Annotated in this window: 8 protein-coding genes, 1 tRNA gene and 1 pseudogene; 5 read left to right on the forward strand and 5 right to left on the reverse strand. The window is 61.7% G+C overall.

What is annotated here, in order from left to right; genetic code table 11:
• Both obgE and JHD07_RS25005 read right to left on the reverse strand, forming a co-directional pair.
• Window positions 1-141: pseudogene (gene obgE, locus JHD07_RS25000) on the reverse strand (GTPase ObgE); the annotation flags it as partial.
• A gap of 84 nt (window positions 142-225) precedes the next feature.
• The gene (locus tag JHD07_RS25005; RefSeq protein ID WP_291626880.1) at window positions 226-708 is read right to left on the reverse strand and encodes a MaoC family dehydratase; all 483 of its coding nucleotides are present in this window, start codon (window positions 706-708) and stop codon (window positions 226-228) included.
• Between the two features lie 268 nt (window positions 709-976).
• On the opposite strand from JHD07_RS25005, the gene JHD07_RS25010 reads away from it, so the two are divergent.
• Window positions 977-1,891: a DMT family transporter gene (locus JHD07_RS25010; protein WP_291626881.1), complete on the forward strand. Its 915-nt coding sequence runs from the start codon at window positions 977-979 to the stop codon at window positions 1,889-1,891.
• A gap of 173 nt (window positions 1,892-2,064) precedes the next feature.
• Here JHD07_RS25010 and JHD07_RS25015 read toward each other — a convergent pair whose 3' ends face one another.
• The 3 genes from JHD07_RS25015 to rplU form a co-directional block, all read right to left on the reverse strand.
• On the reverse strand, window positions 2,065-2,658 hold the full coding sequence (locus JHD07_RS25015; protein WP_291626882.1) for a GNAT family N-acetyltransferase: 594 nt from the start codon (window positions 2,656-2,658) through the stop codon (window positions 2,065-2,067).
• 163 nt (window positions 2,659-2,821) lie between these two features.
• On the reverse strand, window positions 2,822-3,091 hold the full coding sequence (rpmA, locus tag JHD07_RS25020; protein WP_008538809.1) for a 50S ribosomal protein L27: 270 nt from the start codon (window positions 3,089-3,091) through the stop codon (window positions 2,822-2,824).
• Window positions 3,092-3,194: 103 nt separating this feature from the next.
• Window positions 3,195-3,581 carry a 50S ribosomal protein L21 gene (rplU, locus tag JHD07_RS25025; RefSeq protein WP_291626893.1) on the reverse strand — a complete coding sequence of 129 codons (387 nt, stop codon included), beginning with the start codon at window positions 3,579-3,581 and terminating at the stop codon, window positions 3,195-3,197.
• A 331-nt stretch (window positions 3,582-3,912) separates the two neighbouring features.
• Between rplU and JHD07_RS25030 the strand changes: the two genes are divergently transcribed.
• The 4 genes from JHD07_RS25030 to JHD07_RS25045 all read left to right on the forward strand — a co-directional run bounded on the left by JHD07_RS25030 (window position 3,913) and on the right by JHD07_RS25045 (window position 8,572).
• Window positions 3,913-5,052 carry an ROK family protein gene (locus tag JHD07_RS25030; RefSeq protein ID WP_291626895.1) on the forward strand — a complete coding sequence of 380 codons (1,140 nt, stop codon included), beginning with the start codon at window positions 3,913-3,915 and terminating at the stop codon, window positions 5,050-5,052.
• 468 nt (window positions 5,053-5,520) lie between these two features.
• A tRNA-Ser gene (locus JHD07_RS25035) sits at window positions 5,521-5,610 on the forward strand.
• Window positions 5,611-5,909: 299 nt separating this feature from the next.
• Complete coding sequence (locus JHD07_RS25040; RefSeq protein WP_291626897.1) at window positions 5,910-6,968, forward strand: hypothetical protein; 1,059 nt, start codon at window positions 5,910-5,912, stop codon at window positions 6,966-6,968.
• Window positions 6,965-8,572, forward strand: coding sequence for a hypothetical protein (locus JHD07_RS25045; protein WP_291626899.1), 1,608 nt, complete (start codon window positions 6,965-6,967; stop codon window positions 8,570-8,572). The genes JHD07_RS25040 and JHD07_RS25045 overlap by 4 nt, the downstream gene beginning before the upstream one ends.
• Window positions 8,573-8,786 lie beyond the last annotated feature (214 nt).

Genomic DNA, 8,786 nt, shown 5'->3' on the forward strand with positions numbered 1-8,786 from the left:
GATGATGACGTTGCCGCCGCGCCCGCCATTGCCGCCGGAGGGACCGCCGAACTCGATGAACTTCTCGCGGCGGAACGCCACGCAGCCGTTCCCGCCGTCACCGGAGCGGATATAGACCTTTGCTTCGTCGAGGAATTTCATGGGGCATAGGTAGGCCAGCCGGCCCCCTGCGGCAACCCGATTGGTCCGCAAATCGGCCGATATTCCGCGAATTGGACCCCTTGCTTAACCGGCCGGTCGCCGCCGGATCAAAAACTTCTGCATGCCCTCCAGCACCAGCTCCTTGCGCTGGTTGAAGACGGTGCTGCGAAGCGTCACCGCACCGGTGGTGCGTCCCGGCGCCAGCTCCGTGACCTCCAGCGCCGGATAGAGGGTGTCGTCGGCGAACACCGGCTTGAGGAACCGGCTGGACTGCTCGAGGAGGCCGACCAGAGAATCCTCAACCATGAACGGAAACAGGCCGGCGCCGGGCGCGGTGTGGATCAGGGTCTGGAAGCCGTGCGCCAGCAGATGCGGCATGCCGCGGGCGCGGCAGTATTCCACGTCGTAATGCACGGGATGGGTGTCGCCGCTCGCGGTCTGGAACGCCGCGAACACAGCCGAGGTCTGGGTGCGGCTCGGCAGCACGAAGCGTTCGCCGACGACGAAATCCTCGAACCAGCGTTGCGCGGGGATCATGCGATGCTGGGCGGGGTCGAAATCGGTCATGCACTGCACCATTCGGAACGGATTGGAAAACGATCCGTATCGCGCTGCGCGCAGTGCGACAATCCGTTCAATTCGGCCTGCGCGGGCTTGCCGCGACGGCTCCCGCCATTAAAACGACGGCTGGCGACTGTATTCGCCAATATCCCGCTCTCTCTCCGCTCGTCATTGCGAGCGAAGCGAAGCAATCCAGTCTGTCTCCGCGGAAGCAGACCGGATTGCTTCGTCGCAAGAGCTCCTCGCAATGACGGCTTCCCCGCGAACGACCGCAATGTCCCTGTTCAAGAACCTCTCCGCCTATGACGACCGCTCGGCGCGCCTGGCGGGGATCGCCTTGATGGTGTTGTCGATCTTCATGTTCTCGTTCGGCGACGCCATGGGCAAGTTCCTGGTCGGCACCTATTCGGTGGGACAGCTCCTGTTCCTGCGCGCCTGCGCGGCGCTGCTTCTGCTGTCGCCGCTGATATGGACGCAGCGTCACCAGTTCCTGCACATGGAGCGGCCGGGCCTGCAGCTCGTTCGCGTCGTGCTGTCGACGCTGGAAGTCGCGGCCTTCTTCCTCGCCACCGTCTATCTGCCGCTCGCCGACGTCATCACCTATTATCTCGCCGGCCCCATTTTCGTCACCGCGATGTCCGCGATCTTCCTGGGCGAAAAGGTCGGCTGGCGGCGCTGGACCGCGATCCTGGTCGGCTTCTGCGGCGTCTTGATCGCGCTGCGCCCCTCCGCGCAGACCGTCAGCCTGCCGGCGCTGATCGCGCTCGGCGGCAGCCTGTCGTTTGCGACCCTGATGCTGATCACGCGCAGCCTGCGCAAGACGCCCGACATTGTGATGGCATCATCGCAATTCATCGGCACGTTCTCGCTCGGCGCGGTGCTGTCGGCGTTCAACTGGGTGCCGCCGACGCCGGGCAGCCTCGTGATCTTCGCGGCCGCCGGCCTGATCTCGGTGACGGCGCTGTTCTGCGTCAACCGTTCGCTCAAGCTCGCGCCGGCCAGCGTCGTCGTGCCCTATCAATATTCGATGATCGTGTGGGCCGTGATCTTCGGCTTCGTCGTGTTCGGCGACGTGCCGTCGATCGCGACGCTCGTCGGCGCCGCCATCATCATCGGCGCCGGGTTCTACATTTACTTGCGCGAGCGGGATCTCGGGCGGGAAAGCGACGAGGTGAATCCTCCGGCGTAGCCACAACGAGGCTGTCATCCCGGGGCGCGCGCAGCGCGAGCCAGGGATCCATACCCACAGGGAGTGGTTTTGCGAGGACTCGGAGTGGGGACGTCGCCCCGCACTCCTGCTTGTGGTTATGGGTCCCCGCCTTCGCGGGGACGACGATTGCGTTTGGAGCGGCGCCCTCCGCCCTACCTCATCCGCCGCGCACTGCTCCAGCTCTTCAGCGACGACCACACCCCGCGCGAGAGGCGGAAGCAATCGACGGGTGTCGAGGAGCCCAGCGCCAGGAAGCGGTGCAGCTGCACGCCGCTCCACTGGAAGCCGCACTTCTCCAGCACCTTGCGCGATGCGGGATTGGTGACGCGCGCGCCGGCATAGAGGTGCTCGTCCGCGAACTCCTCGAAGAAGAAATCGATCGCGCCGCGCGCGGCCTCGGTGGCGAAGCCCCGGCCCCAGTGCTCGACGCCGAGCCAATAGCCGAGCTCGGCATGGCCTGCCGTCGAACAGTCGATCCCGACCATGCCGACCGGCCCGCTGTCGTGCTCGATCAAAAATACCGTCTCGCTGCCGAGCTCGGCGGTGGCGCGGATGAAGTTGGCGGCGTCGTCCTGCGAATAGGGATGCGGCAGGCGGCGCGTGTTCTCGGCGACACGGCGGTCGTTGGCGAGCCGGGCGATGGCCCTGACGTCGGCCAGTGTCGGCCGCCGCAAGGTCAACCGCTCGGTGGCGACGACGCTGGGTCTCGCCTCGGCCAAGGTCACGCTCGAGAAATCCTGCAACATGTCCGGCTCCGTAAAAGTCACTAAGTCAAAGTGGTCTAAGTCAAAGTGAGCAACGAAAAGGGGAGGCCGGTTTCCCGCCTCCCCTTTGGAGCCTTCGATCTCTTGCGATCTCCAGGACTCCGCCGGTTCAGTGGGACCGGCGGACTCCGTTTTTGTCCACCGTCTATTCAGCCGCCTCGGCGATCGGGAGCACCGATACGAAGGTGCGGCCGTTGGCTTTGGCCTGGAACGCAACACGACCTTCGATCTTAGCGAACAAAGTGTGGTCCGTGCCCATGCCGACATTAAGGCCGGGGTGCCAGGTCGTGCCGCGCTGACGCGCAATGATGTTGCCGGGCGTGACGATCTCGCCGCCGAACGCCTTGATGCCGAGGCGCTTGCCCTTCGAATCGCGTCCGTTGCGCGATGAACCGCCTGCCTTTTTGTGAGCCATGGCTCGTCTCCGAAATCCTGCGTATGTCTAGGTCAATTCCTTGACGGAATCATTTCAAAACGTCTCACGCATCAATTCGTGAATTGGGCGTGATCAATTCTGGTTATTCGGCGGCTTCCGCTGCCGGCTCCTTCGCCACCTTCTCCTTCTTCGGACGCGGGCCCTTGGAGGGCTTGGCGCCGTCGGTCAGGATCTCGCTGACGCGCAGCACGGTGATCTCGTCGCGGTAGCCGCGCTTGCGGCGCGAATTCTTGCGGCGGCGCTTCTTGAACGCGATGACCTTGGGGCCGCGCTTGTGGTCGAGCACCTCGACCGCGACGGACGCGCCCGCCACCGTCGGAATGCCCAGCACCGGGGTGTCGCCGCCGACAACCAGGACTTCATTCAGCTGCACGATCGAGCCGACTTCGCCTTCGATCTTGCCTACTTCCAGGACATCATCCGGCACGACGCGGTATTGCTTGCCGCCGGTTTTGATGACTGCGAACATCGTTTTTTTCCTTCGTGTTCAATCCCGGCCTCGCGACGAGCATGTCGGGGCCGGCTTTTTGTCAGTCGCTACGGGTTTATGAGCTTTGTGCGGGCGGGAGTTATCCCTTTGAAAACCCACAAAAAAGCAAGCGGCGCGAGAAACGCCCCGCGCCGGCTGTCGGACTTATAGCGACCAACAGCCGCAAGTCAAGGAAAAGCGGGCGAAAACGGCCCGGGTTTGAAGCAGTTGGCGGTGCTTTCCGCTTCCAGCCGAATCTCGGGTGGCGCTGCAACCAACGGGTTCCCTCGCCGTTGTCCTCGCAATTCGACACGCGGGCAAGGGGCTTCCCATGGCAACAGACGAACTGGTCAAGACGACGACGGGCATTGCCCATCACGGGGCGGAGCGGCTGCCTTCGGTGGACGTGGACAGTTTCAATATCGAGATCAAGGACGAGGACGGTTTTCTCGGCGACCGCGCCAGCAGGCGCGCGTTCCGAGAGATTCTCGAGCACTGGCGCAAGCCATTGCGCAAGACCGGTGAGGATCCGTTCGGCAAGGAGCAGACGGAGAACATCAGCAAGAAGACGCTGGATGACATCATGGTGGGCGACGACGTCGAAGCCTCCGCCGTCGTGCACAGCGCGATCGAGGAGTTCGCCCAGGAGCTCGCCTATGTCACCCGCCGCTTCCTCAAGACCAAGGCCTGGGCCAAGACCGAACGCATTGTGGTCGGCGGCGGCTTTCGCGATTCCCGGCTCGGCGAGCTCGCGATCGCCCGGACCGAGATCATCCTGAAATCCGACGACTTCAAGATCGACATGGTGCCGATCCGCCACCACCCCGACGAGGCCGGCCTGGTCGGCGCGCTGCATCTGGCGCCGTCCTGGATCTTCGAGGCGCATGACAGCATCCTCGCCGTCGACATCGGCGGCACCAATATCCGCTGCGGCCTCGTGGAAACCGGCTGGAAGAAGGCCAAGGATCTGTCCAAGGCCAAGGTCGTGACATCCGATTTGTGGCGCCACGCCGATGACGAGCCGACTCGTGAAGGTGCGGTGAAGCGGCTCACCAAGATGCTGAAGGGGCTGATCACGGAAGCCGACAAGGAAGGCTACAAGCTCGCGCCCTTCATCGGCATCGCCTGTCCCGGGGTGATCAACGCCGACGGCTCGATCGAGAAAGGTGCGCAGAACCTGCCCGGCAATTGGGAGAGCAGCAAGTTCAACCTGCCGGCGAGCCTGATCGAGGGCATCCCGTCCATCGGCGAGCACGACACCGCGATCCTGATGCACAATGACGGCGTGGTTCAGGGCCTGTCGGAAGTGCCGTTCATGCAGGACGTCGACCGCTGGGGCGTGCTCACCATCGGCACCGGCCTCGGCAATGCCCGCTTCACCAACCGCCGCAAGGAGAACGGCAAGGAGAAGGACCGGGATTCCCAGGAGAACGGCAAGAAAAAGGGCAAGGACAGCAAGAAGGACGACTGAACCGTCCAAGCTCGCTCGGCTCTCGCCGCTGCCCACCTCTCCCGAAGGGAGAGGTCGAATGGCATCGAAAGATGCCATTCGGGTGAGGGGTTTCGGTCGCCGCGGGATCCAGGGATGCTCCGTCCGGGTTTGTCGGCGCGGGCGTCCGACCTGGCCTGCGGAGTAACCTTGACCGGTTAGGTTAAGGACCGGATTGCGTTGCACCAAGCGGTCTGCACGCTACGGTCGAATCGTCGCCTCCACTGGCCGGCGAAGCCGCCCTTCACGGCCAGTATTTCAATGAGCGGCACCGGGACCGCCAGTGTTTACCGCGTCTGGCGGTCCCACCCCGTTTTCGCCCCCATGTCATTAGGTCGCGTTCCAGGAAAAACCGGTCCGATTTTCGTCCCGCGCGCCTTGTCTGGCCCGCCATCCTCGCCTATTAACGCCCCCAACCACAGGGGCCGCTGCTCCTATATGGCGCCTTCAGGAGAGGTGGCAGAGTGGTTGAATGCACCGCACTCGAAATGCGGCATAGGTGCAAGCCTATCGGGGGTTCGAATCCCTCCCTCTCCGCCATCTGACCGCGACGTGCGAAAACCCCAGTAAAACAAAGGGCGTCGAGAGCCACCGGATTCGTTGGTGGAGAACCGCGGTGGAGAACCGCCGATCGTTCAATTTGGCCCAATCTGCCACCATTGCGCACCTGGCGGAAGCCTAATCCTCTGAGCGGCGAGAAGTGCATCTCAATCCCGCAACCAGCCTTCAGAGGAGATTGGACTCGGCGTCCCCAGCGACTCAGCTTAAAAATTGCACCCGGGACTTGTGCACTTATTTGGGGGTGGGTCTTGCCGTCACCTGTCTATGCTCTATCGGGAATGAAGCTTGAGGGTGGTTGGACTGTAGACAGTCCTTTTGGCTGGTCATTCGACGAAGCGGGGCTCCCGAGGAGACCTCCGGATGACAAAGGGTCGGGGGGAAACTTTTCAGTCGGCTATGTCGTCAAGCGTGGGGATCAGACCGCGTTCCTGAAAGCCATAGACCTGAGCGTTGCCCTTCGGGCTGCCTCAGGAGATATCCTGAATCGCCTGAAGCGGATCATCGACACAGCAACGTTTGAACAGTCGCTTTGCGCTATGTGCGGCGAACGCCGGATGGATCGGGTGGTGCTCGCTCTGGCTGCCGGCGAAATCGTCGTCGGCCCGAACCTGCAGGACCGCGTTCCGTACATTATTTTTGAGCTGGCGGATGGCGACGTCCGTCGACAGATCCGGCTGGTGAACGACAATGTTCGCGCTGAATGGATATTCAAAGCGCTACAGAACGCTGCGGTCGGGTTGAGGCAGTTGCACGGCGCCAAGGTTGCGCACCAGGACATGAAGCCATCCAACTTGTTGCATTTTTCTAAGCAGAGCGCATTTAAGGTCGGTGATGTCGGCCGTGCAATCCAAGAGGGCGTTGCGGTGCCTCATGCCGAATACGGAATAGCTGGGGATCCCGCCTACGCTCCTCCTGAGCTGCTCTACGGGCATTATCTTGCCGACTGGAATACTCGCCGCCTTGGTTGCGATCTCTACATGTTTGGCAGCCTTATCGCGTTCTTCTTTTTGGGGCAGGGCATCACTGCCATGCTGATGAATCGCATTGATCAGCCTCATCTTCCTCCCCGCCGTGGTGGGGGGTGGACCGGAACGTATGTTGAGGTTCTACCCATTGTTCAGCGAGCATTCTCGTCAGTTCTCGAGGAGCTCCAGCTGGTGGTCCCAGCCAAATTCAAAGATGAGGTCGTTGCAAGCGTCCGAGAGCTTTGCGAGCCAGACCCAACGCTGCGCGGTCACCCGAAGAGCCGCAAACAAAACCAATTCGACTTGTCCCGCTACGCGACGAAGTTTGATCTCCTTTCGAAGCACGCTGCAATCGCGAGCCGAAGCGCTTGATACCGTCCGATGACGACATCAAGCGGCAGGTCATTCCGCGCTGGCGAACGATCCGCGCCACGACGGAGGCTGGAGAGCTCGGGTCTTCGGAACGGCAAACACCGTCCGAAGCGCTAACTGCTGCACTGTCGTCCCGTCTGGTGCAGGAGCTTCATCTTCGGGTCAGGGAGTGGCGCGAAGAGAAGGACCTTGCCGCAGCCGAGGAATTGCTCGCTGCAGCAATCGTTTCGGGCGATGACGAATTCAAGGCAGAAATTGCGGCTGCCTCCCAATTGGTTCTCGCAGATGCAGCATCCCTCCCCGGATCAATCGAGTTGGCGCGGTCTTTCTCTCAAGACGCTGCCGTTGCCGAAGAACCCCTCCCGACAGAAACCAAAAAAATGTACTCGGAGATCGCACGCCGTAAGCGACTCCTGCGCGTTTATCCAAGGGATCCGCTACTCTTCACCGAAACAGCTCTGCTATATACAAATTTGGGTCTGAATAATTCTGCAAAACAACTCCTCAGAGCGGCGGCCGCACTCGCGCCTAACAACCGATACGTCCTGCGATCGCTAACGCGGTTCTGGGTTCATCAAGCCGAGCCAGATCGCGCGCTCCACTTCTTATCGAGGTCGGCAGCAACAAAATATGATCCTTGGCTACTTGCAGCCCAAGTCGCGACGGAAGACGTGGCGCAGAAGAAGTCTATCAACTGGCGTGAAGCTAAGCGGGTGCTTGATGATGACAGGTTTTCGGATTTCGAGCTGACCGAGCTTGCTGCGGCCCTCGCCACTCTTCAGCTCCAGGCGGGCAGCCATAAGCTTGCGCGCAAGATGTTTCGGAAGAGCCTGGCTAAACCCACCGAGAACTCAGTGGCACAGGTTCAATGGGCGAGCCGACGGGACCCGACGATCAACGTCTCTCATGATTTGACAGCAAATGCCTCTGAAGCGCTTGCTTGGGAGCAGTTGTCCGCTCATCAGTGGAACGAAGTGATTGGAGCAACAACGCGCTGGCAGGAGATAGAACCGTTCAGTGTTCGCCCCGCCGTGATGGGCTCATTCGTCGGTGTAGGGCATCTCGGTGACGGACGCGTCGGCGAACAGTTCGCAAGGCGCGGCCTGGTAGCCAACAAGGGTTCGCAAGTACTGCATAACAACCTGGCCGTATCCCTCGCACTGCAGGGGCGCGTGCCCGAGGCGCGGGCAGAGCTCGAAAACGTAAAGCCCGCCTTGGGAACAAACGAGGAGATCGTCAATCTCGCAAGCCGTGGCTTGATCGAGATGCGTGCGGGAAACCTTGCAGGCGGCGCAGATCTCTATAGACGCTCGATTGAACTTGCTGTGACTTTGCGGAGTGCGGCGCTTTGGTGCAGAGCTTACGCCCATTTCGCTGTCGAAGTCGCGCGGTTCGACAAGAGTGCTCTTCCGGAGGTGACCACGGCAATCATGAAGGTGTACGACAAGCTGCCCGACCAGGCGAAGCTCATCCTCAACGATGTTCCTGCCATGCTGGAGCGCGCCTCGAAACTTCAAACGGTGGCCGATGTGTTGGCCTCGCTCGAGAATTTCAGGGAGCAGTTTATCCCCACCTATCCATCTGATGGCGAACCCCAGTCATGACCGACCTCCGCATGCGCCCTTGACCAGGGACTCGATCTTCTAGGATCCAGATTTTTAGTGAGATGCTCATCGGACGAGGGTTTGCCGGCCACGCGGCGGGTGCCTTTTCGCCGGCCGGTCCTGCCCGACACCACCCCCCGGCGCCAGGTGCCAGCGCGGCGGGCCCCGCTTCGAGCGCAAAAATGTCGGTAATCAGAATTTCGAGGAATCGACA

It is taken from the genome of Bradyrhizobium sp., assembly GCF_016462955.1.
Taxonomy (GTDB): Bacteria; Pseudomonadota; Alphaproteobacteria; order Rhizobiales; family Xanthobacteraceae; genus Bradyrhizobium.

Bases quoted from the DNA above. Each gene is read 5' to 3' on its own strand.
- rplU (WP_291626893.1), bottom strand. From the start codon at position 3,581: ATGTTCGCAGTCATCAAAACCGGCGGCAAGCAATACCGCGTCGTGCCG.
- JHD07_RS25010 (WP_291626881.1), top strand. From the start codon at position 977: ATGTCCCTGTTCAAGAACCTCTCCGCCTATGACGACCGCTCGGCGCGC.
- rpmA (WP_008538809.1), bottom strand. From the start codon at position 3,091: ATGGCTCACAAAAAGGCAGGCGGTTCATCGCGCAACGGACGCGATTCG.
- JHD07_RS25015 (WP_291626882.1), bottom strand. From the start codon at position 2,658: ATGTTGCAGGATTTCTCGAGCGTGACCTTGGCCGAGGCGAGACCCAGC.
- JHD07_RS25040 (WP_291626897.1), top strand. From the start codon at position 5,910: ATGAAGCTTGAGGGTGGTTGGACTGTAGACAGTCCTTTTGGCTGGTCA.
- JHD07_RS25030 (WP_291626895.1), top strand. From the start codon at position 3,913: ATGGCAACAGACGAACTGGTCAAGACGACGACGGGCATTGCCCATCAC.
- JHD07_RS25005 (WP_291626880.1), bottom strand. From the start codon at position 708: ATGACCGATTTCGACCCCGCCCAGCATCGCATGATCCCCGCGCAACGC.